Raw genomic sequence first — 24295 nt, forward strand, 5'->3', positions numbered from 1 at the left:
ACAGAGGTAGCCCGGTGAGCGCCGAGCCGGCCCCGGTCCACGTACCCGAGGCACTGGCGCCGTTGTTCGCGCAGAACCCCGGCGCGCTGGACCTGCTGCGGGCCGCCCGGGTCGGCCTGCAGAGCGCCAGCGGGCTCGCCCCGGCGCAGGTCGAACTGGTGACCCTGGCGGCCCTCACGGCCGTGGGCGCGCCCACAGGTTCGTTCGCGGTGCACGTCCAGCGCGCGCGCCGGCTGGGACTGACCGAGAAACAGGTGTGGGGAGTGCTGGAGGCGCTGGCGGTCATCGTCGGCGTACCCCGACTCGTCAACGCCGCGCCGGCCGTGGCGGCGGCGCTGGCGGAATTCGCCGAGGGAGCAGACGATGAAGCGCACTGATCAGGACGCCCGGCTCCGGCAGCAGATCGCGTACTGCCTGACCAGCCCCTTCTACCGGCGCAGGTTCGAGGAGTTGGGGATCGATCCGACCGGGGTGCGGACCCTGGACGACCTCAACCAGTTGCCGATCCTGCTGTCGCCTGCGGAACACCGGCGACTCCAGGATGCGACCCTCGAGCGGGACGGGCACCCGTTCGGCGACTTCCTCTGCGCCGATCCTGCCGCGGTGGTGTCGGTGTCGTCCACCTCGGGCACCACCGGCACCCCGGTCCTGTACGCCTTCACCGCCGCCGACATCGCCATCACCAACGAGACCTGGGCCCGGGCGTTCCGGTTCATCGGACTGCGCCCCGGCGACGGGATGGTCGTCGGATTCGGCCTGTCGATGTATCTCGCCGGCGTGCCGCTCGTGCGAGCCGGCGAGGCGTTCGGCCTGCGGACCGTCGCGGTCGGCGCCGAAAGCGGCACCAGCAAGCTGTTGCGGATGCTCGCCGTGCTGCGCCCGCGGGTACTCGCCTGCACGCCCAGCTTCGCCGAGCACCTGATCGAGCGGGCGCCGGAATGCCTGGGCCGCTCGGCGGCCTCGCTCGGGGTGGAGGTGATCCTCTGTGCCGGCGAGCCCGGCGCCGGGCTGCCCGCGGTGCGGCAGAAGCTGTCCGACGGGTGGGGCGGCGCGCGGGTCCACGACGTCCTCGGTGGGGTCCACGGGGTCATCAACGCGTCCTGTGACAGTGACGAGTACACCGGGATGCACGTCCTGGCCCCGGACCACTGCGTCACCACCCAGCTCGTCGATCCGGAGACGAAGGAAGGCCTGACGGTCATTGACGGGACGATCGGCGAGCGGGTCAAGACTGCGCTGAGCTGGCAGGCCGCGCCGCCGCTGCGGTATTCGGTCGGTGACATGTACCAGGTGTTCACCGAGACCTGCCGCTGCGGAGTGTCCGGGGAACGGATCAAGGTGATCGGCCGGACCGACGACCTGCTGATCGTCAAGGGGGTCAAGGTGTACCCGGCCGCTGTCAAGGACATCGTCACCTCGTTCGTCCCACAGCTGACCGGTGAACTGCGTATCACGCTGGACGGCCCGCCGCCTCGGGTCGTGCCGCCGCTGCGGGTCACCGTCGAGGCGGGGGTAGGCGTGTCCCCCGACCGTCACGACGAGCTGGCGAGCCGGCTGGCCGAGGCGATGCACCGGCGGCTGGCCATCCGTCCCCGGTTGACCGTGGTGCCCGCCGGCACCTTCGAACGTAGCGCGCACAAGGCCAAGCTGGTCGAGGTGGCCGGCGGGTGACCGCCGGGCGGCGGGTCAGCGACCGACGAAACGGGGCTTGCGCCGGTCCCGGAACGCCGCCATCGCCTCGGCGGAGTCCGCGGTGGCGGTGACCACGCCCATGTGTGACGCGATCAGGTCGAGGCTGGTCCGCAGGTCGTTGGCCCGCAGCCCGTGGTAGACCGCACGCTTGATCAGCCCGAGCGCGACTGGCGGGCCGTCGGCCAGCCGGCGCGCGAAGGCCAGTGTCTGCGGCAGCAACTCCGCGTCGGGGTAGACCCGGCTGACCATCCCGTACGACAGGGCTTCGGCTGCGGACAGGACGTCGCCGGTCCACAGCAGCTCCAGCGCCCGCGCGGCGCCGACCAGCCGGGGCAGGTAGTGGCATCCGCCGTCGCCCGGCACCAGCCCGACCTTCACGTAGCCTTCGCTGAGCCGCGCCGACTCGCCGGCGAACCGGATGTCGCACATCAGGGCCATGTCCAGGCCGGCACCGACCGCGGCGCCGTTGATCGCGCACAGCAGTGGCTTGTCCAGTGCCTCGACCGCGAAAGCGACCTTGTGGATTCGCCGGGTGAGCATGGTGCGTCTGCCGAGCGGGGTCGCCGCCACGTCGGCGAGCGAGTCGAGATCTACGCCGGAGCAGAACGCCGATCCCGCACCGGTCAGCACCACCACCCGCACCTCGTCGTCGTCCTGCGCCCGGGTCAGCGCCTCGGCCCAGTCGGCGATCATCTCGAAGGTGAACGCGTTGTGCCTCTCCGGCCGGTCGAGGGTGATGGTGGCGATCCCGTCCGAGACCGCGTAACGAAGGGCCATGAAAACTCCTAGTCCGCCAGTAGATCCCACGCCTCGCGGCCGTGGGCCGTCGCGATGCGGGCCAGTCGGGTTGCCCACTCGAACTCGTTGCCGTAGTCGTCGCGCCAGGACCACAGAGCCGTGGTGCTCAGGTGCAGCGGGTGCTCGGCGGTGAAGCCGATCGCCCCGTGGACCTGATGGGTGGCCGCGGCCAACCGGCCTGCCATGTGGGTCGCCTCCACCACCGCCACCAGCGCGGCCACTTCCTGCCGCTCGGGGTCGCACCCGGGGTCGCTCAGGCTCGCCAACGCCGCGTCCAGGGCTACCGACGTCGCCACCACCTGGCCCGCGCAGCCGGCCAAAAGGTGCCCGACAGCCTGGAACGCCCTGATCGGCTTGCCGAACTGCACCCGTTCGCCGGAATACTGCACGGCCAGGTCCAGCGCCCGCTGCGCCGCACCGAGCAGCATCGCCGCGCGGAGCACCGCGCCGCGCAGCCGCAACTCTTCGGCCCGTACGGAGGTCGGGGCGCCGGGCCCGGCGGTGGCGGTGCCGACCGGTTCGCCGGCGAGGGTCGTCTCGGCCGTGGCTACGGTGGTGGCCGGGCTGACCGAGTACGCCCCCTCGGCGTGCACGAGGAGCACGCAGTCGGCGGCGGTGCCCGCCCACGTCAGCTGGGCGGCCGTCCCCGCCTCGGCGACGCCGCACGCGCTCATCCCCTCGGGGATCGGCCGGCCGGCCTGCTCGCACAGCCACGCCGCCAGCAGCGTCTCCACGAGCGGCAGCCGGAGCCCGGCGTATCCGCAGCGGCGCAGCACCGCGGCGGCGTCGGCCAGATCCCCGCCGCTCCCGCCGGCCCGCTCGGAGATGGACAGGAGGGTGAAGCCGGCTTCGCTCAGTGCCCGCCACAGGGCCGGGCGTGCTGCCGGGTCCGCCACGTCGTGCCGGCCGAGCAGATCATCGACGGCATCCTCGAGCTCGCCCAGGTGCTCGGCCGGGGCCAGTGCCCTCATCTCAACCCCATTCCCTTGGCGATCACGCCGCGCAGGACCTCGGTGGTGCCGCCCCGCAGGGTGAACCCGGGGGACTGCAGGATGGCTTCGCGGAGCAGTCTGCTCACCTCGTCGCCGCCCTGGTCGGTCCGGCACTGGCGGACCACCTCGGCCACCTCGCCCTCGAAGCGGGTGCCGAGGTCCTTGGCGAGCGCGGCGGCGAGCTCCGGAGTGCGCCGGGCGGTCAGCTCCACCGCGACCGAGGCGGTCATCCGGCGTAGCGTCGACAGCCGGGCCAGGCACCTGCCCAGCGCCGCCGGCTCGGCGATGCCGGTGCGGGCCGCGTCGCGCAGGAAAGCCAGCAGGAGCGGCGCGGTGGTCAGCACTCGTTCCGGCCCGGACCGCTCGTAGGCCAGCTCCGCGGTGACCTGCCGCCACCCGTCGCCCACGGTGCCCAGCACCCGGTCGTCGGCGACGAACACGTCGTCCAGCACCACCTCCGCGAAGTGCGCCTCACCGTTGATCAGGCGGATCGGGTGCACCTGCACACCCGGGGAGTCGAAGTCGATGAGGAACTGGGTGAGACCGGCCTGACGTGGCGTACCCGGTTCGAGCGGGGTGGTGCGCACCAGGGCGGTGAGGAGGTGGGCGTGCGCGGCACCCGACGTCCACACCTTGCGGCCGGTGACCCGCCAGCCACCGGGCACCCGTGTCGCGGCGGTGCGCACCGACGCGAGATCCGAGCCGCTGTCGGGTTCGGAGAGCCCCAGCGCGGTGTACATCCGGCCGGCCGCGATCTCGGGGAGGAACAGCCGCCGCTGCTGCTCGGTGCCGAAGCGCAGCAACTGGGGAGCGCTCTGCCGGTCGGCGATCCAGTGCGCGGCCACCGGGGCGCCCGCGGCCAGGAGTTCCTCGGTGACGACGAAGCGGGCCAGCGCCCCGGCCGCCCGGCCGCCGTACTCCTGCGGGATCGCCATGCCCACCCAGCCGCGGGCGGCCAGGCGCTGGCTGAACTCGGGATCCCAACCCAGCAGCCACGCGTCGCAGCGGGCCGACCACCGCCGTTCGGCCAGTTCCGCAGCGACGAACTCGCGTACGTCGGCGCGCAGGTCGGCCGTGTCGGCCAGCCGGTAGCCGCGCAGGGAAACTGGCGTGCTCATGCCGCCCCCAGAATGGTCACGGCGGCGACCGCACCCGGGCCGCCGAGGTTGTGGGCCAACCCGCGGCGGGCGCGGTGGACTTGGCGGCTGCCGGCGCGGCCGAGGATCTGGTCGGTCACCTCGGCGACCATCCGCACCCCGGTGGCGCCGACGGGATGCCCACAGGACTGCAGCCCACCGGAGACGTTGACCGGCAACTCCCCGCCAAGGGTGGTGGTGCCGGCGAGCAATTCGGCAGCGGCGGTGCCCGCCGCGAACAGGCCCAGATCCTCGGTGTTGACGATCTCGGTGATGGTGAAGCAGTCGTGGCACTCGACGAGGTCGAGTTGGGCACGCGGGTCGGTGATGCCGGCCTGCCGGTACGCGGCGGCCGCCGCGGCGCGGGTGGCGGCGAAGCCGAGGAAGTCGTTGTCGCGGCGGAAGAGCGCGGGGTAGTAGCCAGCGTAGGAGCCGATCCCGATGCCCTGGATCAGCACCCATTGGCGGGCGTTGCGTTCGGCCCACCGCCGCGAGGCGATCACGACGGCTGCCGCCCCGTCCGTCGTCGGCGTGCAGTCCAGCAGCCCGAGCGGCTCGGCGGCCATCGGCGCCGACAGCACCTGCTCGACGGTGAGCGGGGTGCGGTAGTGCGCCTTGGGGTTGTGCGTCGCGTGCTGGTGGTTCTTCACGGCGACCGCCGCGAGGGCGTCCCGGCCGTACCCGTAGGTGTGCAGATACCGGCTGGCGACCAGGGCGAACTGCCCGGGGGCGGTGCGTCCCTTGGCGATGACCGGATGCGACTGCTCGACGGTCTTGGCGACCAGGGATTCGCGGGGCGCCAGGTCGCGCATCTTCTCGGCGCCGACGGCGAGCACCACCTCGTACTCTCCGGCGGCCACGGCGAGTGCGGCGGCGCGTACGGCTTCCATCCCGGTCGCACAGAAGTTGGCGACCCGGGTCACCGGTCGGGGGGCGAACCCGAGCGCCTCGGTGACGGCTGCGGCCGAGTCGCCGACGAGCGCGCCGAGCTGCGGCTCGGCGGTGCCGAGCCAGGCCGCTTCGAGCGCGCCGACCTCGACCCCGGCGTCGTCCGCTGCGGCGGTGGCGGCCTCGTGCACCAGCGAGAGGTACGAGCGGTCGTACAGCTCGCCGAAGCGCGTCACGCCGGTACCTACCACGGCTACCTGGTTACTGATCGGCATCGGTACCGCCCGTCGGGGTGATCTTGTAGAAGTAGCGGGGTGCGGCGTCTGCGGCGGTCGGCATCCGGCGCAGCACCAGCGCCACCGGGTCGCCGATCGCCACGTCCCGGCCCGGCACCACCTGTCCGTAGAACCGGGCGCCGTCGGCGAGGTCGACCACCGCCATGGTCAGTGGCCCGCCGACCGGAAAGACGTGGTCGCGCGTGCGGGTGAACACCGTGCCGGACAGCGCGAGACGGGCCGGCGTCAGTGCGGCTGCCGGGCCGTGCACGGGGCAGGACGGTGCCGCGGGAAACTCCGGCGCGTCGCACTCGGCGCACCTCATGCCGACCAGTGCGAGCTCCTCGTCGCCGTCGCGCCAGTGCTGGGGAGCCGAGTAGTACGGCCGGAAGGTCGGCGGCGGGCCGGACAGCCGGGGCGGTGCTCCCCGGCGCGCCGGGACGGCGCGCCGGAGGGCACCCAGTGCGTGGTCCGGCCCGGTCACCGCCACCCGCCAGCTCTGGTCGACGTCCGCCGTCAGGCCGTTCTCGTCGGCCTGCCCGCCGCCGGTCATCAGCGAGATCCAGGCGCCCGCCGCGCCCAGGTCGCCCAGGCCGGCAATCCGGGCGCTGGCCGGGGCGGCCCACCTGGTGAAGGGGGGATTCGCGGTGACCAGTCCGGCTGCGCGGGCATAGGCGATGGCCGGTGAGGATGCGGGGCCCAGCGGGGTGATCCGTAGCGTCAGGTCGCCGGTGGAATCGAGCAGGACGGCGGCGGCGCCGCTGCCGAGCGGGCCGCCAGCTGCGGAGGTGCGGCTGTCGGCCAGGAGGACGAGCACGGCTCCCGGCCGGGTGGAGGCCAGGGCCGCGCCCGCGGCCAGGGCCGCGCCGCCGGCGGAGGTTCCACCGGAGAACTCCTGCGTGAGGACGGCCCGGGGGTCGAGCCGCAGGGCGGAGACCAGGGTCGCCGCGTTGGCTCCGTCGGTCAGGGGCGCCGACGTGCTCCCGAACAGCAGGGCCGTGACGCTCCGGCCGGTGTGTCGGTCCAGCAGGGTCCGGCCGGCCGCCCAGGCCAGGGTGACCGCGTCCTCGTCCGGATCGGCGGCCGCGATCTGCCGGGGTCCCGCGCCGATCCGCCAGTGAGGCAAGGCGATTTCGGCGTCGAGTAGCGGGGTGCACAGCGGCATGGGGGATACCTCTGCTTTCGATGTGACGCCTTGCGCGCTCCGGCGGGGCGGATGTCTGCGGCGGCCGATCTCCCGGCCCGGCTGGGCCGGCTGGATTCGCGGACCCGACGGGCCGTCTGATCCGGCTTGAGGCGTCACAGTAGCATGCGCGCGCAAGTAGCTTGCGAGAAATGCTTGCGCGCGCATGCCATCCGTTGTTAGATGCGTAACACCTGCTTGAAACAAATTCGTGGTCAGCGGCGGAAGGGCGTGGGTCGAGATGCGCATCGGAAGGGTCGATGACAGGGCTGTCCTGGTCCGACCGACCGACGACCGGGTCGACCCGGCTTCGACGGTCCAGGTGGCCTATCTCGGTGAGCCGTTCCGCACCACCACCGCGATCTTCGCCGACTTCGCTGGCTTCCGGCGCTTCCTGGCCGCCGAGCCGGAGCTGCGGTACGTCCCGATAGCGGCGTCGCGGCTACAGGCCCCGGTGCCGCTGCCCGGTCAGGTCTTCGGCGTCGGGCTCAACTACACCGACCATCTCGCGGAAATCGGCCGAGCCGGCACCCGCCCGCTGCCGATGACGTTCACCAAGTTCCCGAGCTGCATTACCGGCCCGTTCGACCCGATCGCGCTGCCTACCGACAGCGTGGACTACGAGGTCGAGTTGGTCCTGGTCATCGGCCGGCACGCCGACCGGATCGCGGCCAGGGACGCCTGGGACCACGTCGCCGGGGTCACCGTGGGGCAGGACCTGTCGGCGCGCGGGGTCCAGCAGGCCCAGCAGCTGAGCCTGAGCAAGTCCTTCCGCGGGTTCGCGCCGATCGGCCCCTGGGTGGTGACGCCCGACGAGTTGCCCGACCGCGACGCCCTCGCCATGACCTGCTGGCTCAACGCAGAGGTCGTCCAGAAGGGGACCACGGCCGACATGATCCACAACGTCGCCGAGCTGCTGGCCTTCCTCTCCACCGTCACGGCCCTGCGCCCCGGCGACCTGGTGTTCACCGGCACCTGCGCCGGCGTTGGGTTCTTCCGCACCCCACAGCTGTTCCTTCGCCCCGGCGACGTCGTCCGCTCGGAGATCGCCGGCGTCGGCTCGCTGATCAACCCCTTTGTCGCGCCATCGACGAGCGGCGCCTACGACCAGGCCTTCGCTGCGTTGGCCGTACATCCCCCGCTGACTTCCTGAACCGTCCCTTCCGCCTGAGTCCCTCGGGTCCCCCGTCCGAGAACGACAGCATGATCAGAAAGGCCACCCCATGCCAGCCCCCACCCGAACCAACCACATCGCGTTCCAGGCCCTCGACATGCCGGCGACGCACGAGTTCTGGACCAGGGCCGTCGGTCTGAAGTTCTCCCACGCCGTACGGGAGGACGCCCGGGAGACCTCCAATGGCGAGAAGATGAACCCCTTCCTGCACGTCTTCTACGCGATGCCCAGCGGCGAGGCGATCGCATTCTTCGACGTCGCCGGCGAGTACGAACGCAAGCCGGACGGCCTGGAGTGGTGGGCCAAGCACGTCGCGCTCCAGGTCGACAGCGTGAACGACGTCCACGCGATGAAGCAACAGCTCACCGAGCACGGCGTGGCCGTACGCGGGCCTGTCGACCACGACGGGGTCTGGTACTCGATCTACTGCTTCGACCCCAACGGCATTCACCTCGAGGTGACCTGCCAGACCCAGGCGATCACCGACGCGGACGCGGCAGTCGCCGAGCAGGTCTACGCCACCTGGATGGCCGATCGGGCGGCGCAGCGGGTCTGACCTCGTCCGTCCGACCTCATCACCCGCGCGCCTCCGTAGCGGCGCAGCCACAAACACCCCCCACCAGGCGCGAGCCTGCCCAAAAACTCCTTGGACGGAAACGATGACCCTGCGATTTCGCGCAGCGCGGACCGTTGTGGCGATCGCCGTCGTGGCGACCGCCGTTTCGGCCTGCTCGAGCAAGGCCAACTCGGGCACCGACGCGGGCAACGCGCCGGCCGGGGCGGTCAAGACCGGCGTCGGCGTCACCGCCGACACCATCAAGGTCGGCGTCCTGACCGACCTGTCCGGCCCGATCGCCCCGCTCGGCAAGAACGGCCTGGCCGGCAGCCAACTGTTCTTCGAACAGCAGAACGCCAAGGGCGGCGTGTGCGGCCGCAAGATCGAGTTAGTGGCGTACGACAACAAGTACAACGTGCAGAACTCGGTCAGCCTCTTCCCGACGGTGAACGCCGAGGTGATCGGCCTGACCAACTTCTCCGGCGCCGCCGACGTCCTCGCCGTACAGCAGTCCATCAAGAAGGACAAGATGGTGGTGCTGCCGTCGAGCTACGACAGCAGCCTGCTGTCGATCCCCACCGCGGCGATACCCGGCAGCCCGTACGACATCGAGACCATCAACGGCATCAGCTACCTGATCGAGCAGAAGAAGCTGGCCGCCGGGGACACCCTCGCGGTCATCCACTACCCGACCGGCATCGGGCTGAACGTCCTCAGCGGTGCCCGGGCCGCCGGCAAGCACTTCGGCGTCAAGGTCGTCGAGCAGGAGGTGGCCCCGTCGGCCACCGAGGTAACCGCCCAGGTCAACGCCGCCCGGGCGGCCGGCGCGAAGGTCATCGTGATGGGCACCGCCGGCACCCAGACCGTCGCCGCCGCCTCGGTCGTCCAGGCCACCGGATACGACGCGACCATCCTCGCGACCAACCTGATCTCGGCCGCCGCGTTGGCGACCCCGGCGAAGGACGCCCTGCTCAACAAGGTCGTCCTCACCTCGAACACGGTGCCGCTGTCGTCGGACAACCCCGCCGCGAAGGCCTTCGGCGATGCGTGGAAGGCCAAGTTCCCCGACACCCTGGTCACCGCCAGCGCCGGCGCCGGATACGTCTTCGCCCAGGTCTTCAACGCGATCCTCGAGAAGGCGTGCGACAACAAGGACCTGACCCGCGACGGCCTGATCACCGCGCTGCGGAGCCTGACCTCCGTCGACTCCGGTGGCCTGCAGGTCGACCTGGACTTCAGCAAGGCAGGGCAGCCCGCCTCGCGTACCACCAACATCCTCAAGCCGGACGCCGACGCGTTCGACGGAGTCAAGCTGGTGCAGGCCGGTTACTCCGCCGACTTCGCCAAGCAGTACCAGCCGGGATCCTGAGCGGCCCGGTGCCGAGAGAGCGTGCCTGACATGGTGCTAGCCGTCGAGAACCTCACGGTCCGATACGGATCCGCGCAGGTCATCAACAATGTCAGCCTGCGAGTCGAGCGAGGCGAGATCCTGGCCCTGCTCGGCAACAACGGGGTGGGCAAGACGACCCTGCTGCGCGCTCTCTCGGCCACGCTGGGCATGCACGGCGGGAAGGCGGCGGCCGGCACCGCGCACCACGCCACGTGCGACCTGCTGCGCGCCAACGCCGTCGCCGTGGTGCGTTCCGGTCTCGCCCATGTCCCCGAGGGGCGCCGGATCATCGCGAACCTCAGCGTCGAGGAAAACCTGATGGCCGGCGCACTGGCCGTGCGGGGCGCGGCGAAGATCGCGGCCCGGCGCGCAACCATCTACAGCCTATTCCCCGTCCTGGCGGAGCGCGCGCGCGGTCGCGCCGGTCTACTCTCCGGCGGCGAACAGCAGATGCTCGCCATCGGCCGGGCGCTGATGAGTCATCCCTCGGTGCTGCTGCTCGACGAGCCTTCGCTGGGCCTGGCGCCATTGGTGGCCCGTCAGATCGCGGCCACCGTCCGCCAGATCAGCGACGAGGGCATGGCTGTGCTGCTGGTCGAGCAGAACACCCGGATCGCGTTGAGCGTCGCGGACCGGGTCGCGGTGCTGGGCGGGGGCCGGGTGGTCGCACAGGGCCGGCCGAAGGACTTCGCCGACGGCCGGGTGCTGGCCGAGTTGAGCCTCGGCGGCCGAGCTAGGGAGAGGTCATGACCGCTCTTCGACAGCCCCTCGCTCACCGCCGGCAGACTCCGGCGATGAGCGGGCCACCAGAGCTCGAACTGTCCGGCGTCAGCGTCCGCTTCGGCGGGGTCAACGCCGTCAGCCAGGTCTCGTTCTCGGTCACCCGGGGATCGATCCACGCGCTGATCGGCCCCAACGGGGCGGGCAAGTCGAGCTGCTTCAACGCGATCACCGGGGTGTACCGGCTGGCCGAGGGGACCGTCGCCCACCAGGGCGAGCGCATCGACCAGCTCCGAGCCGCGCGCATCGCCCGGCGGGGGATCGCGCGCACCTTCCAGAATCTGGTGCTGCCGGAAAACCTGACGGTCGCCGAGTGCATGCGGGTGGCCCGGCACCACCGTAACCGTGCCGGATTCCTGGCCACCGGACTGGGTCTGCCCCGGGCACGCCGCGAAGAGCGGTCCGACCGGACCGTGATCGAACGGTCCGCCGAGTTGGCCGGCGTCACCGACATTCTCGACGAACGGGTCGGCCCGCTGCCGTACGGGATCCGCAAGCGGGTCGAGTTCGCCCGCGCACTATGCGCCGACCCGTCGGTGCTGTTGCTCGACGAACCGGTGGCCGGCATCAACGACACCGAATCCGCGCAGCTGGCGCACGCCGTGCGGCGCGCCCGGGACGAGGCCGACCTCACGGTGCTGCTGGTCGAGCACGACATGAACTTCGTGATGACCCTGGCCGACCGGGTCACCGTCCTGCAGTCGGGCCGGGTCATCGCTGACGCGAAACCCGACGAGGTGCGCGCCGACCCGGCCGTGATCGCGGCGTACCTCGGAGATGAAGTGGAAGAAGCACCTCGTGACTAGATTCCTGGAAGCCGTGCTGAACGGCGTCTCGCTCGGATCGCTCTACTCGCTCATCGCCCTCGGGTTCGTGATCATCTTCCGAGCCACCGGGGTGATGAACTTCGCGCACAGCTCCTTCCTGCTCGCCGGGGCGTACGTCACCGCGACGGTGAGCGCGAAGAGCGGATTCCTCGTCGGGTTGCTCGCCGGCGTGGTGACCGCCGCGGCACTCGGAGCCTTCACCCAGCTGGTGATCCTGCGGTTCTCCAAGGACAAAAGCCACCTCGGGCTGTCGGTGCTGAGCCTCGGCGTGAACATCCTCGCCGTCACCGAGATCACCCGCCGCATCGGCGACAACACCCTCCCGCTGCACGATCCGTGGGCAGCCTCGGTCTGGCAGTTCGCCGGCATCACCGTACCGGTCTCCCGCATCGCGGCGCTCGCCGTGGCGGCTGCCCTGCTGACCGGCTTCCTCCTGCTGTTCCGGTTCACCCGGTGGGGACTGGCGCTCCGCGTCAGCGCCGCAGATCGGGAGGTCGCGGCACTGGTCGGCGTACCGATGGGCCGGGTGTCCTGGACCAGTTGGGCGATCGGCGGCGCGATGGCCGCGCTGGCCGGAATGTTCCTCGCCGGCTTCCCCGCACCCGGGGTGGAACCGTCGCTGACCAACAGCGCCATGCGCGCCTTCCCGGCGGCCGTACTCGGTGGCCTCGACTCGATTCCCGGCGCGCTCGTCGGTGGTCTGGCCATCGGGATCGCCGAATCGGTGACCGCCACCTACGAAGGCCACCTGGGTGGCTTCGGCAGCGGCGCCTCCGGACTGGTCGCCTATGTGGTGCTCTTCGCGGTGCTGCTGTTGCGGCCCGACGGGCTGTTCGGTACGAAGGTGGTGTCCCGTGTCTGAGCCACGTCGCCGGCGCCTACCAGGTCGCGGCCAGGCCCTCACCGTTGGGCTGCTGGTCGTCGCGGTGGCGACCCCCTTCTACGTCGGGCCGTTCTGGCTCCAGGTCGGCCTCACCGCCATGGCCTACGCGGTGGCCGCCATCGGCCTCGCCATCCAGGTCGGCGTCGCCGGCCAGCTGTCCCTGGCCCACGCCGTGTTCATGGGCAGCGGCGCCTACCTGTACTCCTTCCTCGGCGGCGCCAGCACCGGCCAGGTCACCGGACTGGGCTGGCCGCCATGGCTGGCCGCCCTGGGCGCGATCGTGCTGACGGCGCTGCTCGGCGCGCTGTGCAGCCCGATCTCGGCCCGGCTGCGCGGGCTGTACCTCGGTGTCGCGTCGCTCGGACTGGTGTTCATCGCCAGTCACGTCATGCAGCGCTTCGGTGCGTTGACCGGCGGCCCGGGCGGCCGCGAGGTGCCGCCGCTGCGGCTCGGCCCGCTCGACTTCTCCGACGACACCACCTGGGTAATCGCCAACGTGCCGTTTCACCAGGCCGAAAAGCTGTGGATGCTCGGGTTGGCCGTGCTGGCCGGCGCGTACCTCGTCGCCCGCCGGATGGTGGCTGGGCGGGGTGGCCTCGCCCTGCACATGATGCGCGACAGCGAGATCGGCGCCGCGGCGATGGGCATCACCGTCTGGCGCTACAAGGCCTCGGCCTTCGTCATCGCCGCGGTCTACGGGGCGACCGGGGGCGTGCTGCTGGCCCTGCTGACCGGGTGGGTGGTGCCCGAATCGTTCGGCTTCGACGCGTCGGTGAACCTGCTCATCATGGTCGTCATCGGCGGCCTGGGCAGCATCCGGGGCGCCATCCCCGGCGCCGTCTTCGTGTCCGCGCTACCGCTGCTGATCGCCCGGCAGGCCCAGTCGATCCCGCTGATCAGCGGCACCGGGGACAGCATCCTCGGACCGGGGACGCTGTCCACGTTCCTGTACGCGGGGCTGTTCATCGTGACCATCATGTTCGCCTCCGGCGGTCTGGACCGACTCGTCGCGCTCGCCGTCGGCACGCGACGCCCGCAGCGGCGGATCGCAGGTGGCCTGCCCGGAAAGTATGCCCAGGAAGGATGAGACCAGCATGACCACCCCCGTCGTTTCCGAGTTGGATCCCGTGACCGAGGGGATCGCCAGCCGATTCATCACCGCGGTCGAGCAGGCCGACTTCGACACGATCGTCACTGAGATCTACGCACCCGACGCCGTCATCTGGCACAACAACGACAACGTCTGCATCGGCCCGGCAGAGAACATCCGGGTGCTGACCTGGCTGCACGGCGTGGCGACGGACCTGCGGTACGAGGACGTGCGCCGCCTGCCCACGCCGAAGGGGTACGTGCAGCAGCACACCCTGCGCGCGGTCACCCCAGCCGGTGACCCAATCGAGGTGCACGCGTGCTTCGTGGTGACCATCGAGAACGGGCGGATCGTCCGGCTCGACGAATACCTGGACAAGGCGGCCAGCCGTCCGCTCGACCCGTACCGGCCGACGGCATGAGCGGCGACCGTTTCGCGGGGAAGTCCGTGATCGTGACCGGCAGCGGTTCCGGTATCGGTCGGGCCACGGCTGTTCGCTTCGCGGCCGAGGGCGCCTCGGTCCTGGTGGCCGACATCGACGTCGAGGCCGCGAAGCAGACCGTGCACGAGATCGAGGCCGGTGGCGGCGTCGGGATCGCGCTGCGGGTCGACGTCTCGCAGCCTGCCGACGTGTCCGCGATGGTCAGTGCCGCCGTCTCGGCGTTCGGTCGACTCGACGTTCTCCACAACAACGCGTACTGGGGGCCGATCAACACCCCCGTGGTCGACATCAGCTTCGAGGACTGGCAGCGCACCGTCGACGTCACCCTCGGGGGAGTCTTTCTCGGCTGTCGGTACGCCATCCCGGCGATGATCGAGGGTGGCGGCGGGGCGATCGTCAACACCGCGTCGTCGGCCGCGCTGATGGGCTCTCCGCAGTACGCCGCCTACTGCGCGGCGAAGGGCGGGGTGGTCAGCCTGACCCGCTCCGTCGCGTTCGACTACGGCAAGAAGGGCATCCGCGCCAACGCGGTGGCCCCGGGGCTGATCGAGACCCCGGCGACTGTTCCGGTGCTGGCCAACCCGGAGCGCCGGGCCTTCATCGAGTCGTCGCTGCTCGTCAACCGGTTCGGCCAGCCGAGCGACGTGGCCGCCATGGTCACGTTCCTCGCCAGTGACGAGGCGTCCTACATCAACGGCCAGGTGTACGCCGTCGACGGTGGCCGAACGATCGTCTGACCGCGATGGTCGGCAAATGAGGGAGGAAGCATGCTGTCGTTCGATGGGCAGGTCGCGGTCATCACCGGGGCCGGCCGAGGGCTCGGCGCGGCCTACGCACGGGAGCTGGCGCGCCGCGGGGCGCGGGTCGTCGTCAACGACAACGGGACATCCGTTTCCGGCGACGACCGCTCGCCGGTACCTGCCGAGCAGGTGGCCGGTGAGATCAACGAGGCCGGAGGCATCGCGGTCGCGACCACCGACAGCGTCGCCGACGCGGCTGGCGGGCGCGCCGTGATCGACGCGGCGATGGAGGCGTTCGGCCGGATCGACATCCTGATTCACAACGCCGGCATCGGGCGTGCCAAGTGGTTCGCCGAGGTGTCCACGGCGGACATCGAGCCGGTGCTCGCGGTCCACCTGATCGGTGCGTTTCACGTGATCGCCCCGGCGTGGGAGCGGTTCGTGGCCCAGGAGTCCGGCTCCATCATCACCACCACCTCGGCAGTGGGCGTGTTCGGGCAGCGCAGATCGTCGGTGTACGCGGCGGCGAAGATGGGCGTCATCGGGCTCACCCGGACCCTCGCTCAGGAGGGCACACCGCACAACATCCGGGTCAACGCGATCGCGCCGGTTGCGGCCTCGCGGATGGCGGGCGAGGTGTACCAGCACCTGACGCCGATGGTGCCGCCGGAACGGGTCGCCGCCGCGGTCGTTGCCCTGGCACACCCCGACTGCGCGGTGTCCGGCGAGGTCATCTCGGCCGGCGGCGGGCGGATCAGCCGGTTGGTGTTCGGGGCGAACCAGGGCTACTTCTCGCCGGAGCTGACCGCCGAGGAGGCTGCAGTCGAGCTGCCCCGCGTCTGTGGTGACTCGGAGCTCATCGCCGTCCCCGGGTGTGCCATGGACGAGGTGGACCTGATCCGCCGGGAGTACCCGGAGCTTGCCGACCAGCCGATGCGGGCGCGATAGGACAGGTACGGGACTTGCCAGGGCTCGGCGGCGCCGAGCAGACATCCGGCCGTACGGCCAGTGGCACCGCAGGGAGCAGGATGAAAACCAACGAGTTGAACATTCCGGGTTACACGGTCGGCACGTGGACCATCAACGCCGCCCACTCCTACGTCGGCTTCGTCGTCCGCCATCTCATGGTGAGCAAGGTGCGGGGCCGCTTCACCCAGGTCAGCGGAGTGATCATCACGGCGGACGACCCGAGGCTCTCGTCGGTGACCGCGTCAATCGACCTCACCTCGATCGACACGGGTAATGAAACGCGCGACGAACACGTCCGTTCTGCGGACTTCCTCGACGTTGCGAACCACCCGGTCATGAGCTTCGCCTCCACCGCCGTACGTGAGGCTGACGGCGAGTTCTTCATCGACGGTGCCCTGACGATCCGCGGCATCACCCGGGCAGTTACCCTCGCGGTCGACGTCCCGGCCTTCGTAGCAACCAGCCAGGGCGCCAGGAAAGCCGGCTTCTCCGCCATGACGGAGATCAACCGTTTAGATTTCGGGGTCAGCTACAACGGACCCGTTCCGGGCGGCGGGATGGCCATCAGCGAGAAGGTGCAGATCGAGTTGGAGATCCAGGCGGACCTGCGGTCCTGATGGTCACACGCCGGGCCAGCGGGGCACCCGCTTCTCGGTGAAGGCGGCGATGCCCTCCCGGCGGTCGCTCGAGAACGCCGTCGCGTGCCAGGCCGAATCCTCGACCTCCAGCCCGGCGGCGAGCGGCAAATCGAAGCCGTAGGTCAGTGCGCGCTTGGCGTTGCGCAACCCGACCGGCGAGTTGGCGGCAATTTGTTCGGCCAGTTGGTGCGCGTCGGAAAGGGACTGTCCGGCCGGCACCCGCCGGTCGACCAACCCGAGGCGTTCGGCCTCGTCGATGCGTACCTGGCGGCCGGTGAGAATGAGGTCGCCCGCCCGGGCCAGGCCGATCCGGCGACTGAGCAGTTGGGTGCCGCCGCCGCCGGGGACGAGGCCGACCCGCACCTCGGGCAGGCCGAGAACGGTTGTCTCATCGGCGACGATCAGGTCGCAGGACAGGGCCAACTCGAACCCGCCACCCAGGGCATACCCGTGCACGGCAGCCACGACCGGCATCGGAAGCGCGCGCACACCGCCGAACGCGGCACGAAAGACCTGCCGTTGCCGCAGGAGGTCGGCGTCGCTGAAACCGCTGCGCTCCTTCAGGTCCGCACCGACGCAGAACGCCGTCGGGCTCGAGGAAGCCACCACGACTGCTCGGACGCTGCGATCTTCGGCCAACTCGGCACAGGTGGAGGCAATCGCCTCGGCCATGACGGTGTTGAGCGCGTTGTGGGCCGCCGACCGATCGAGCGTCAACTCGGCCATTTGACCCGCACGACGTACCACCACGCCGGTGCCGTCAGCCATTACTCCCGCCTTTCTGCTAGCGGAGGCTGTCAGCCATCTGGTCCGGTGGACATTGGGTCGCCGAGACCGGCACAGCCTTGGCCGGTCACTCTCCCCGAGCCCGGTGCAGTTCGATTCCACCGCCAGCCTGGCGGCCCAGCCTACTTGGCTCCGGCGGGACCTCGGTGATCAGGGCGGTGGGCTGGTGGCGATCGACGAGGTCGCGCCGCACCCAGTCGGGGGGCCCTTGCTGGAGTGGGCCCTGCCTGAGGGCGGGTCCACTCTAGCGGTGGTCGTGCTGAGGTCACCGGCTGAAGGGATGGGGGTAAGTCAGGTGGTGAGTTCATCCTTCGCGACGGCGCCGCCTGCGATGACCATGGGTAGGCGTTGCAGCGCGGTGATGTCCGACAGTGGATCCCCGTCGACGACGATGGCGTCCGCGTAGTGGCCGCGGGCGAGGCGTCCGGCTCTTCCGTCGAGGCCGAACAGGCGAGCCGCGCTGGTGGTGGCCGCACGGATGGCGTCGAGATGCGGCACTCCCGCCTGGTGGATGTAGGCGACCTCCCCACCGATACTCGACAGCGTCGCCGGGGTGTAGCTGGTGTCGGTGCCGGCCACGATCGGCACGCCTCGTTCGTGCGCTGCGGCCACCGCTGCCTGTAGTACGGGCAGCATCTCCCGCCCCCGCTCGACGAGCCTGGGGTCGGTGTACTCTCCGGCCGGCTCGGCGAGGTCAACGACCGCGGAGAACGTCGGGGTGAAGAACGTGCCCTTGCGGGCCATCAGGTCCAGGGTCTGCTCGTTGACCCATGTCCCGTGTTCGAGGCTCGAGACGCCGGCTCGAACTGCGTCGTAGCAGCCTTCCTCCCCGTGAGAGTGGCAGAGGACGGGGGTCTTGCGGCGCCGCCCGGCGGCCACTACGGCGGCGAGTTGCTCGTAGGAGTACACCTGCTGTCGAGGGTCTTGTTCCGGCAGGCCTGCCCGCTCGGTGGCTCGGGTCTTTACTGCCTCGGCGCCGCGATCGATGTTCACGCCGGTGAGGTATGCGAGGTCTTGGGGATCACGAATACCGTCGGGTCGGGTGGATAGCGGTGCCAGGGCGGGATCGGCGAGGATGGCATCGCCGAGGTTGGGTGTGACGAACAATCCGGCCGGGACCATGCGTGGCACTGACTGCGGCTGGTAGTCGGCGAGTGCCTTCACTCCGATGTCCTGGAAAAAGGTTGTGGACGCAGATCGCAGCGTGGTCGCTCCGCTCTGCAGCGCACGTTGGGCGTTGGCGACGGTGGAGACGTGTACGTGGGCGTCGAGCAGCCCCGGAAGGACGAAGCGGCCCGCGACATCGACGACACGCACCGATTTGCCGAGGGACCGTCGGGCAGCGGCCTCCGTGCCGGCCGCACCGACGAGCGCCACCTTGCCCCGCTCGAACACGATGACGGCGTTCTCGGCGACTTCCCCGGTCAGAGGGTCGAGCAGCTTCGCCCCGGTCAGCACTATCGGCTCCGGTGTGAGTGGCCGCTTCCCGGCGGTTGCGCCGGGGTTGTTCGAGCTGGCGGCGTGGGCGGCGCCGCTGGTGAGCCCGGCCCCGGCCAACGCCATTGCTCCTGCGAGCACGCTGCGTCGTGTTGTGGTGATGCGGCGGGCAGTCCGTTCCTCTTCGGTGGTGAGGTGACTGTGCTCTTCACACATGGTTGTTTCCTTTCACGCTTCCTGGCCCGCTTATGGGGGCGCTTCATTGACTGGGATCCGAGATCAACTCTCTGGCCACGCGCTTGACCGACGTGGCTTGAGAGCTCCGCGGGGGTGGCCCACTCCGGGGCCGTCATGTGGTGCCGACCAGGGTTGGCGAGTCGGCGTCCGGGATCAGCAGCTTCGGCTCGCCGCCGTCGAGGGGCGCGCTCCAGATGTCGGCGGCGCCGCCCTCACCGGCCTTGGGCACGGCGTACATGATGTGCTCGCTGTCCAGCCAGGCGACCTGGTCGTCGACGCTGCGTGTTTCGCCGAGCGGGGTTTCGGTGCCGGTTGCCAGGTCGAACGAGTGGAAGCGCCAGGCCCGGTCGGCGACTGGATCGACCCGTTTCTTGTAGACGATCCGTCGTCCGTCGGGGGACAGCGATGGGCATTCCGCGTTGTCTCGCAACGCGGTCAGCGTGTGTTTGGTCAGGTCGCCTCGGGTCAGGTACGTGCGGCCCCGGGACGCCACGGTGGCGAAGAACGTGTTCGAGTCGGCGGAGAAGGTCACTCCCCAGATGTTCCGGTCGACACTTTCGTCCTGCTCGCCGTTGATCAGGAAACTGAACTTCTCGAGGTTAGCGACGACCTCACCACCCACGCGGTAGATGAGCGTCTCGGTGGAGAACCCGAGCGAGATGTAGTTGTGGCCGCTGACGAACGTGGTGGTGGCGAAATGTCGGCCGTCGGGTGCGACGCGCGCCCGGCTCGGGACGCCGTTCAGCGCGTGATCGCCTGTCGGGTTGAGTTTCTGGTCGAGTTCGACGACCTCGTACGGTTGCAGCGGGGTGGCCCCGGGGCGGAGGCAGACCGCCCGGTGCGCCGCGGCGGCGACCCGAATGCAGCGGGGATCCGCGAGTCGCCGGGTGGATGTGGGGTCGTGCGGTTCGACGTAGGCGATCCGGCCGTGGTCGGGCCCGGACTGCAGGGAGCGGAAGACGATGTGCTCCGTTGCGAACAGGTCCGCGGTCGCTGCTCCGGCGCCCGACTCACCACGTCGGTCGAGTATCGACACCGCGACGGCTCCGACCGCCACACCGACGAGCAGTACGGCGACGGCCATGGTGGCCCGTGACCGGCTCCGGTGCGGCGGAGTGGGACCCAGCGTCGGCTCGGCAGCTCGGCGGGCCCGGCTTGCGATGTTCGGCATTCTCAGACCTCCGATGGCCGACGTAGCAGGGCCGGCGTGGTGAGCGCGAGGACGACTGCCATCCCTGCGGTGAAGAGCCACAGCGCGGTGCCCGGGCCGATGGCGGCCCACAGGGCGCCGAAGATGATCGCGGCCAGGCTACGGCCGAGGGCAACACATGTCTGCAGTGTGGAGATGGCGGTTGACATCCACTGCGGCGGGACGATTGTGGCGGCCGCGGCGGGCAGGACGCCGTCGGTAGCGGCGTAGTACAGGCCAAGCAGCGCGAGCGCCAGCCCCACGCTCGGTAACCCGTCGGAACCGGCGGCGACCAGGTAGGCGCCGACGATCAGCAGGTGCCCGGTGAGGAACATCTGGATGCGGCCGAACCGGTCAGCCAACCGACCGAGCGGGATCGCCCCGATGAGGTACACCAGGCTGGTGGCCAGGAACAGCAACGGGAACAACCGGGATGACACGGCCCCCCGTTCGAGCAACGTGAGGTAGAGGAACGCGTCGCTGATGGTCATCGCAGACAGCAGGCCGGCGGCGAGCAGCATCCGCCGAAGTTTGCGACCCTGAGCTACGAGGCGGGCGGCACCGGCGAGACTGATCCGGGGTGCCCCCTCGGCGGCGGATCGCTCCTCACGTACCTTGCTGACCAACAGCAGCACGCCGAGTCCGGCGATGCACGCCGAGACCACGAAGAGCGTGTCGAAGTCGCGAGGCGCAGCCGTCAACAGGTAGAACGCGAACACTGGTCCGAGCAGCGCGCCAGCTGTGTCGAGCGCCCGATGCATGCCGAACGACCTGCCGAGGGCCTCCGGGGCGCTACAGCCGGCGATCAGTGCGTCTCGGGGTCCGGTGCGTAGCCCCTTGCCGATCCGGTCCACGCCGACCGCCGCCGACAGCGCGCCGAGGCTCGCCGCCGGCAGCAGCACGAGTTTGGCGAGCACGCCGAGCGCGTAGCCGACGGTGGCGACGGCTTTAGGGCGCCGTAGGCGGTCGGCGGTGAAGCCGCCGGCGATCCGGGCCGCGGCCGTGCCGGCCTGGTAGACGCTGTCGAGGACACCGAACGCCAACGGTGAGAGCCCGAGGCCGACGGTGACGAACAGTGGGAGCGCCGCGGTGACCATCTCGGTGGAGATGTCGGTGAGCAGGCTCACCGCACCGAGTACGAGGACGGTCTGCGGGATGCCGCGGCGGACGGCGCGCGAGGTGACCGGAGTGCCCTGTGGGTTGCGAACACTGATGTACACGGCAGGATCCACCTCACCTTGGGGAAGACACGGGCGGATATCGTCGGCGGCCCGAGCCTGGGGACAGCCACCTCGTGGGCTGCCCCCAGGCCACCAATCAGCTCGCGCCGGGCAGTGGCGCCCCAGACGTGAACTTGTTCAGGACGTTCTCGGTGATCCTGGTCATGTCGTTGTTGTAGTTGTTGTGGAAGAAGCTTCCGGTCCAGACCATCGACCCGGCCGAGAAGACGGCGCCGCCGTTGGGGTAGCGCACGAGGGTGACGTCTCCTCGCACCATCGGGTTGGTGTCGCCGCCCTCGAACAACGACGACGTGTTGATCTCCTCCACCACATGCATGTACTGCTTTCCGAATGGCTGCGAAGTGCCGAGCACGACCGTGTTGGCCGGTGTTCCGAGCGAGTAGTCGACGCGGTCGACCTCCTCACCCATCGGGCCGCCAGGCGACTGCAGGCTCGGCAGGTCGCCGCCGATGCCCTCCTTTGCCGTGACGCCGTCGAAGACCCACGACCCAGCGGCGGAGTAGCTGGCTTCGCCTCGATCGAACGGCACGTTGTACTGTGCGCTGCCGCTCGGGTGACCGAAGCCTTGGGCGCTGAACCCCACGCCGACCAGTTCCTGCGGTGGCCGGCCGCGGAACCGCCATAGTCCGCCGAACTCGCCGGTGGTGTTGTGGTAGTACTCGCCTGGTGCCGCCTGCCACGCCTCGGTGCCGTCGTGTCGGCGCAGTTCGCTGTAGGCGGCCGCGCGGTCCAGCGAGGTGACCCAGTAGAAGCCGTTGCCACCCAGGTACATTAGGCGGCCGCCGTCGTCGAGCCAGCCCTTGAACGCGTTCATCTCGGCGGTGGAGATGTACTCGGGATGGGTGCCGGTGATGACCGTCTGATAGTGGTTGAGCAGTGCCTGGCCCTCGGCGTTCAGGTCGTGGTCGGTGAGGTAGTCGACGTCGTACCCCTTCGTGTCGAGCCAGTGGAAGATGTGCGTGTCGGCCTCGAACTGCCACGGCCTGCCCTCGCCATTGCGGCCCGTCGCCATCGACCGCAGGTTCTCGATCGGGCGGCGCGCCGACGAATACACGTACCCGCTGCCGTCGGCGTGGTCGGAGTACTGGCTCATCGTGCCCCCGGTCTGGCCGTAAGCCAGGTAGCTGAGGGTCGGCACGAGCATGGCGATCTTCGCCGTCGGTTTCTTCGGACGCACGACGAATGTCGCATGGTAAATACTGTCGCCGGCTTCGAGTCGCGCGGCGTACACCCCGCTGCGGGCGTTGTCCGGGACCCGGAAGGTGAAGCTCGGCGACCAGGCCGCGTCACCGAGGTCATCCTCATGGAAATACATCGCGCCCCACTGGGACGCGTCCTCGTTGTAGTTCATGGTCCGGCGATCCCAGTCGTGGCTGGTCAGCGCCCGTACCGGCACGTTGACCGCCCGACCATGCAGCCGGTGTGGGCCGGCGTCGACCACCTGGTCGGTCGACATCTGCCGGGAGAAGTCCCAGGCGGCGACCGGACGCGCTGGGCGCCTGCCGTCGCTCAAGGCAGCCAGCTCGTTCGAGCTGAGTGCCCGGTCGTAGACGGCGGGCGACTCGATCTTGCCGTTGTACAGCCCCGACGGCTGGGCGTCGTCGCGGCGGTTCCAGGAACCCGCCATCAGCAGCGGTGCACCTGTGGTGGAGAGCTGAGCTGTGGAGACCTGTTTGGTGACGGCCGCCAGAGAGTCGTCGGGGAGAGTCGACACCGGCTTCTGGGTCAGGGTGACCTTGCGTGTGCGGGCGTCGTACGTCGCCGCGACGAAATACCAGCCCGAGTTGTTGACGTGCATTGGTCGTGGGTTTCTGTTGAAGTACATCTCAGGTCCGCCCATGGCCGGTGCCCACGGCTTCAGCTTCACGCCGGTGGAGACCGTTTCCGCCCCACCGGATGACCCGAGACGCAGGGCCAGGCCGCCAAGCTCGTCGATGAAGAGGCCGTACCCGGCGTGGTCGGCCTCGGACCACTTGGTGACCAGTCCTTGCATTCGTGGGGTGCCGACTGGTGTGCGTTTCAGGGCCGTCCGGTTGTACGGCGAGCCGGGGATCGTGGTGGGAGCGATCCAGGCGGTGATACTGAAGCTGCCGGTCAGCCTGAGCTTGCTGTTGTCCGGGACGGTGACGTACGACCCGAGTGGCAGCCGCTGGTCCTTGCCGGGATACGTTCCGTTCACCGGAGTATCGATGACCTGTTCCTGGATGCCGGGTCCGGCCGGATCCGCATCGCCGTGGCTGACCCGGACGATCTTCGAGCTGAAGGTGGGGGATTTGGTGCTGACCATGATGCGGACCGACTCGCCGGGACGGACGCTGAGGCGGTCGGGGTAACCGCTGATGCCGAGGGCATCGAGCCGCTCCTGCGGCGGTACTGGGGCGTTGGGCAACGGTTCGTCGGGAATGTAGTTCGTCAGACCTGCCGCAGGACCCTCGTGGCTGTCGCCGTAGGACGGTGCCGGTATGGCGACCACCATCGTCGTCACGGCTATTGCAGCGATGGTCCTCCTTCTTGCCAACTGTTTTGCCATCTGATCTCGGCCTCCCTGTCAACTACGTGGCAGCCCACCCGCAGGTCCATAGAGGACAGCCCGTGGGTGCGTCTGGACGTTGTCGGGCCCGCATTGTCTGAGAACGAGTGAGCGGCTCCACCTCCTTTCGCATTGGAGGTGATCGACGGATGGCGCATTGGTATCAGTCGCTCCATCCGGGCAGCAACCAGCAGCTACGAGACCCGCGATGGATCGACCGAGCAGAGCGCTGAACGGGTATCGCGCCGCGCCGAGCGGTCGAAACCGCATGCGAGGTGGTCGTCCGGCCGAACTCGGGTCACACCGGGCCGAACGCCGTCATCGTCGGGAGCTACCTCAAGGACACGTACAGCGACACCGGCCACGTCGACCCGGCCACGTCCGCGAGTTCGTCCGTGCGATCCGGGACGTGCAAACCCGGC

The 24295-nt window shown here is 69.9% G+C and carries 23 protein-coding genes; 13 read left to right on the forward strand and 10 right to left on the reverse strand.

Translation table 11 applies throughout. From position 1 onward, the window contains the following. The first annotated feature begins 14 nt into the window (after positions 1-14). Positions 15-377, forward strand: a complete 363-nt coding sequence (locus FXF52_RS26070; RefSeq protein ID WP_148800971.1) for a carboxymuconolactone decarboxylase family protein — start codon at positions 15-17, stop codon at positions 375-377. Then, positions 364-1671 carry a phenylacetate--CoA ligase family protein gene (locus tag FXF52_RS26075; protein WP_148800972.1) on the forward strand — a complete coding sequence of 436 codons (1308 nt, stop codon included), beginning with the start codon at positions 364-366 and terminating at the stop codon, positions 1669-1671. Before FXF52_RS26070 ends, FXF52_RS26075 begins: the two co-directional genes overlap by 14 nt. A gap of 15 nt (positions 1672-1686) precedes the next feature. Here the strand turns inward: FXF52_RS26075 and FXF52_RS26080 are convergent, their stop codons facing one another. From FXF52_RS26080 to FXF52_RS26100, 5 genes are read right to left on the reverse strand one after another with little or no spacing between them, the layout of a single operon-like run. Beyond that, positions 1687-2469: an enoyl-CoA hydratase/isomerase family protein gene (locus tag FXF52_RS26080; protein WP_148800973.1), complete on the reverse strand. Its 783-nt coding sequence runs from the start codon at positions 2467-2469 to the stop codon at positions 1687-1689. Positions 2470-2477: 8 nt separating this feature from the next. Next, complete coding sequence (locus FXF52_RS26085) at positions 2478-3461, reverse strand: acyl-CoA dehydrogenase family protein (protein WP_148800974.1); 984 nt, start codon at positions 3459-3461, stop codon at positions 2478-2480. Further along, positions 3458-4600 (reverse strand): acyl-CoA dehydrogenase family protein, encoded by a 1143-nt coding sequence (locus tag FXF52_RS26090; protein WP_148800975.1) that lies wholly within the window; start codon positions 4598-4600, stop codon positions 3458-3460. Before FXF52_RS26090 ends, FXF52_RS26085 begins: the two co-directional genes overlap by 4 nt. Further along, on the reverse strand, positions 4597-5781 hold the full coding sequence (locus FXF52_RS26095; RefSeq protein ID WP_148800976.1) for an acetyl-CoA acetyltransferase: 1185 nt from the start codon (positions 5779-5781) through the stop codon (positions 4597-4599). Before FXF52_RS26095 ends, FXF52_RS26090 begins: the two co-directional genes overlap by 4 nt. Next, positions 5768-6946: a Zn-ribbon domain-containing OB-fold protein gene (locus FXF52_RS26100; RefSeq protein WP_148800977.1), complete on the reverse strand. Its 1179-nt coding sequence runs from the start codon at positions 6944-6946 to the stop codon at positions 5768-5770. The genes FXF52_RS26095 and FXF52_RS26100 overlap by 14 nt, the downstream gene beginning before the upstream one ends. A gap of 259 nt (positions 6947-7205) precedes the next feature. Here FXF52_RS26100 and FXF52_RS26105 point away from each other — a divergent pair, with 259 nt between their 5' ends. From FXF52_RS26105 to FXF52_RS26155, 11 genes are all read left to right on the forward strand, one after another. Next, complete coding sequence (locus FXF52_RS26105; RefSeq protein ID WP_148800978.1) at positions 7206-8117, forward strand: fumarylacetoacetate hydrolase family protein; 912 nt, start codon at positions 7206-7208, stop codon at positions 8115-8117. Positions 8118-8187: 70 nt separating this feature from the next. Next, on the forward strand, positions 8188-8694 hold the full coding sequence (locus tag FXF52_RS26110) for a VOC family protein (RefSeq protein WP_148800979.1): 507 nt from the start codon (positions 8188-8190) through the stop codon (positions 8692-8694). 103 nt (positions 8695-8797) lie between these two features. Continuing rightward, a complete protein-coding gene (locus FXF52_RS26115; protein ID WP_148800980.1) occupies positions 8798-10063 on the forward strand; it encodes an ABC transporter substrate-binding protein in 1266 nt (421 codons plus the stop codon). A 30-nt stretch (positions 10064-10093) separates the two neighbouring features. Further along, the gene (locus tag FXF52_RS26120; RefSeq protein WP_148800981.1) at positions 10094-10834 is read left to right on the forward strand and encodes an ABC transporter ATP-binding protein; all 741 of its coding nucleotides are present in this window, start codon (positions 10094-10096) and stop codon (positions 10832-10834) included. A gap of 44 nt (positions 10835-10878) precedes the next feature. After that, positions 10879-11670: an ABC transporter ATP-binding protein gene (locus FXF52_RS26125; RefSeq protein WP_148800982.1), complete on the forward strand. Its 792-nt coding sequence runs from the start codon at positions 10879-10881 to the stop codon at positions 11668-11670. Beyond that, on the forward strand, positions 11663-12553 hold the full coding sequence (locus FXF52_RS26130; RefSeq protein ID WP_148800983.1) for a branched-chain amino acid ABC transporter permease: 891 nt from the start codon (positions 11663-11665) through the stop codon (positions 12551-12553). The genes FXF52_RS26125 and FXF52_RS26130 overlap by 8 nt, the downstream gene beginning before the upstream one ends. Continuing rightward, positions 12546-13661 carry a branched-chain amino acid ABC transporter permease gene (locus FXF52_RS26135; protein WP_187413700.1) on the forward strand — a complete coding sequence of 372 codons (1116 nt, stop codon included), beginning with the start codon at positions 12546-12548 and terminating at the stop codon, positions 13659-13661. The genes FXF52_RS26130 and FXF52_RS26135 overlap by 8 nt, the downstream gene beginning before the upstream one ends. A gap of 7 nt (positions 13662-13668) precedes the next feature. Further along, positions 13669-14085: a nuclear transport factor 2 family protein gene (locus FXF52_RS26140; RefSeq protein ID WP_148800985.1), complete on the forward strand. Its 417-nt coding sequence runs from the start codon at positions 13669-13671 to the stop codon at positions 14083-14085. Then, positions 14082-14843, forward strand: a complete 762-nt coding sequence (locus FXF52_RS26145) for an SDR family NAD(P)-dependent oxidoreductase (RefSeq protein ID WP_148800986.1) — start codon at positions 14082-14084, stop codon at positions 14841-14843. Before FXF52_RS26140 ends, FXF52_RS26145 begins: the two co-directional genes overlap by 4 nt. 30 nt (positions 14844-14873) lie before the next feature. Next, positions 14874-15794, forward strand: coding sequence for an SDR family NAD(P)-dependent oxidoreductase (locus FXF52_RS26150; protein WP_148800987.1), 921 nt, complete (start codon positions 14874-14876; stop codon positions 15792-15794). An 80-nt stretch (positions 15795-15874) separates the two neighbouring features. Beyond that, positions 15875-16432 (forward strand): YceI family protein, encoded by a 558-nt coding sequence (locus FXF52_RS26155; protein ID WP_148800988.1) that lies wholly within the window; start codon positions 15875-15877, stop codon positions 16430-16432. A gap of 3 nt (positions 16433-16435) precedes the next feature. Here FXF52_RS26155 and FXF52_RS26160 read toward each other — a convergent pair whose 3' ends face one another. The 5 genes from FXF52_RS26160 to FXF52_RS26180 form a co-directional block, all read right to left on the reverse strand. Beyond that, positions 16436-17221 carry an enoyl-CoA hydratase/isomerase family protein gene (locus FXF52_RS26160; protein ID WP_148800989.1) on the reverse strand — a complete coding sequence of 262 codons (786 nt, stop codon included), beginning with the start codon at positions 17219-17221 and terminating at the stop codon, positions 16436-16438. 309 nt (positions 17222-17530) lie between these two features. Next, a complete protein-coding gene (locus FXF52_RS26165; protein ID WP_222870682.1) occupies positions 17531-18697 on the reverse strand; it encodes an amidohydrolase family protein in 1167 nt (388 codons plus the stop codon). A gap of 328 nt (positions 18698-19025) precedes the next feature. Beyond that, on the reverse strand, positions 19026-19997 hold the full coding sequence (locus tag FXF52_RS26170; protein ID WP_222870683.1) for a hypothetical protein: 972 nt from the start codon (positions 19995-19997) through the stop codon (positions 19026-19028). A gap of 89 nt (positions 19998-20086) precedes the next feature. Then, on the reverse strand, positions 20087-21322 hold the full coding sequence (locus tag FXF52_RS26175) for an MFS transporter (protein WP_148800992.1): 1236 nt from the start codon (positions 21320-21322) through the stop codon (positions 20087-20089). A 97-nt stretch (positions 21323-21419) separates the two neighbouring features. After that, positions 21420-23819, reverse strand: a complete 2400-nt coding sequence (locus FXF52_RS26180) for a LamG domain-containing protein (RefSeq protein WP_255472359.1) — start codon at positions 23817-23819, stop codon at positions 21420-21422. Positions 23820-24295: the final 476 nt, after the last annotated feature.

Origin of the sequence: Micromonospora sp. MP36 (assembly GCF_008119785.1) — a bacterium.
Classification (GTDB): domain Bacteria; phylum Actinomycetota; class Actinomycetes; order Mycobacteriales; family Micromonosporaceae; genus Micromonospora.

Excerpts from the sequence above, each read along its gene's own strand:
- FXF52_RS26075 (WP_148800972.1), top strand. The coding sequence starts at position 364 with ATGAAGCGCACTGATCAGGACGCCCGGCTCCGGCAGCAGATCGCGTAC.
- FXF52_RS26080 (WP_148800973.1), bottom strand. The coding sequence starts at position 2,469 with ATGGCCCTTCGTTACGCGGTCTCGGACGGGATCGCCACCATCACCCTC.
- FXF52_RS26085 (WP_148800974.1), bottom strand. The coding sequence starts at position 3,461 with ATGAGGGCACTGGCCCCGGCCGAGCACCTGGGCGAGCTCGAGGATGCC.
- FXF52_RS26090 (WP_148800975.1), bottom strand. The coding sequence starts at position 4,600 with ATGAGCACGCCAGTTTCCCTGCGCGGCTACCGGCTGGCCGACACGGCC.
- FXF52_RS26095 (WP_148800976.1), bottom strand. The coding sequence starts at position 5,781 with ATGCCGATCAGTAACCAGGTAGCCGTGGTAGGTACCGGCGTGACGCGC.
- FXF52_RS26100 (WP_148800977.1), bottom strand. The coding sequence starts at position 6,946 with ATGCCGCTGTGCACCCCGCTACTCGACGCCGAAATCGCCTTGCCTCAC.
- FXF52_RS26105 (WP_148800978.1), top strand. The coding sequence starts at position 7,206 with ATGCGCATCGGAAGGGTCGATGACAGGGCTGTCCTGGTCCGACCGACC.
- FXF52_RS26110 (WP_148800979.1), top strand. The coding sequence starts at position 8,188 with ATGCCAGCCCCCACCCGAACCAACCACATCGCGTTCCAGGCCCTCGAC.
- FXF52_RS26115 (WP_148800980.1), top strand. The coding sequence starts at position 8,798 with ATGACCCTGCGATTTCGCGCAGCGCGGACCGTTGTGGCGATCGCCGTC.
- FXF52_RS26120 (WP_148800981.1), top strand. The coding sequence starts at position 10,094 with ATGGTGCTAGCCGTCGAGAACCTCACGGTCCGATACGGATCCGCGCAG.
- FXF52_RS26125 (WP_148800982.1), top strand. The coding sequence starts at position 10,879 with ATGAGCGGGCCACCAGAGCTCGAACTGTCCGGCGTCAGCGTCCGCTTC.
- FXF52_RS26140 (WP_148800985.1), top strand. The coding sequence starts at position 13,669 with ATGACCACCCCCGTCGTTTCCGAGTTGGATCCCGTGACCGAGGGGATC.
- FXF52_RS26145 (WP_148800986.1), top strand. The coding sequence starts at position 14,082 with ATGAGCGGCGACCGTTTCGCGGGGAAGTCCGTGATCGTGACCGGCAGC.
- FXF52_RS26150 (WP_148800987.1), top strand. The coding sequence starts at position 14,874 with ATGCTGTCGTTCGATGGGCAGGTCGCGGTCATCACCGGGGCCGGCCGA.
- FXF52_RS26155 (WP_148800988.1), top strand. The coding sequence starts at position 15,875 with ATGAAAACCAACGAGTTGAACATTCCGGGTTACACGGTCGGCACGTGG.
- FXF52_RS26160 (WP_148800989.1), bottom strand. The coding sequence starts at position 17,221 with ATGGCTGACGGCACCGGCGTGGTGGTACGTCGTGCGGGTCAAATGGCC.
- FXF52_RS26170 (WP_222870683.1), bottom strand. The coding sequence starts at position 19,997 with ATGGCCGTCGCCGTACTGCTCGTCGGTGTGGCGGTCGGAGCCGTCGCG.
- FXF52_RS26180 (WP_255472359.1), bottom strand. The coding sequence starts at position 23,819 with ATGGTGGTCGCCATACCGGCACCGTCCTACGGCGACAGCCACGAGGGT.